Origin of the sequence: Kineococcus vitellinus (genome assembly GCF_009906315.1) — a bacterium.
GTDB classification, from domain to species: Bacteria; Actinomycetota; Actinomycetes; order Actinomycetales; family Kineococcaceae; genus Kineococcus; species Kineococcus vitellinus.
Map to the genome: position 1 here is coordinate 1 of NZ_JAAALL010000626.1, position 660 is coordinate 660.

Genomic DNA, 660 nt, shown 5'->3' on the forward strand with positions numbered 1-660 from the left:
TGGCCGGGGTGGTGGCCGGCTTCCCGCTGCTGACCAGCTGGGCGCTGCAGTCGGTGCCGGCCGCCCACGGGGCGGTGGTCGTCGGCGCGCTGCCGCTGGCGACCGCGGCCGCCGGGTGCCTGCGCGGCGAGCGCCCGCCCGCCGGGTTCTGGGTGGCGGCCGCGGCGGGCTGCGCCGCGGTGCTCGCCTTCCTGGCCCTGGGCACGGGCGGGTTCGGCGGCCTGCACGTCCCAGACCTGCTGCTGCTGGCCGCGGTCGTGCTGGCGGCGGCCGGCTACGCCGAGGGTGCGCTGCTCGCCAGGGAGCTGGGCGCCTGGCAGACCACCTGCTGGGCCCTGGTCCTCGCCCTGCCGCTCGTGGTGCCGCTGGCCGTCGCCGGTGCCCTGCGGGGAGGGGTGTCTGCGGAGCCGCGGGCCTGGATCGCCTTCGGCTACCTCGGCGTCTTCAGCACCTTCCTGGGCTTCTTCGCCTGGTACCGCGGGCTCGCCCTCGGCCCCGTCAGCTCGGTCAGCCAGGTGCAGCTGGTGCAGTCGGTGCTCACGCTGGCCTGGAGCGCGCTGCTCCTCGGCGAGCGCGTGGGCGGCGGGGCGTGGGCCGCGGCCGCGGTGGCCCTCACCGTGCGCACGCTCGCCCTGACGTGCGACCCCGCGCGCGTCGTCC

General features: G+C 78.5%; 1 protein-coding gene. It reads left to right on the top strand.

Going from position 1 to position 660, the window contains the following annotated elements:
- The coding region (locus GTQ99_RS23805) for a DMT family transporter (RefSeq protein WP_166618094.1) at nt 1-660 on the top strand (660 nt) is incomplete at both ends.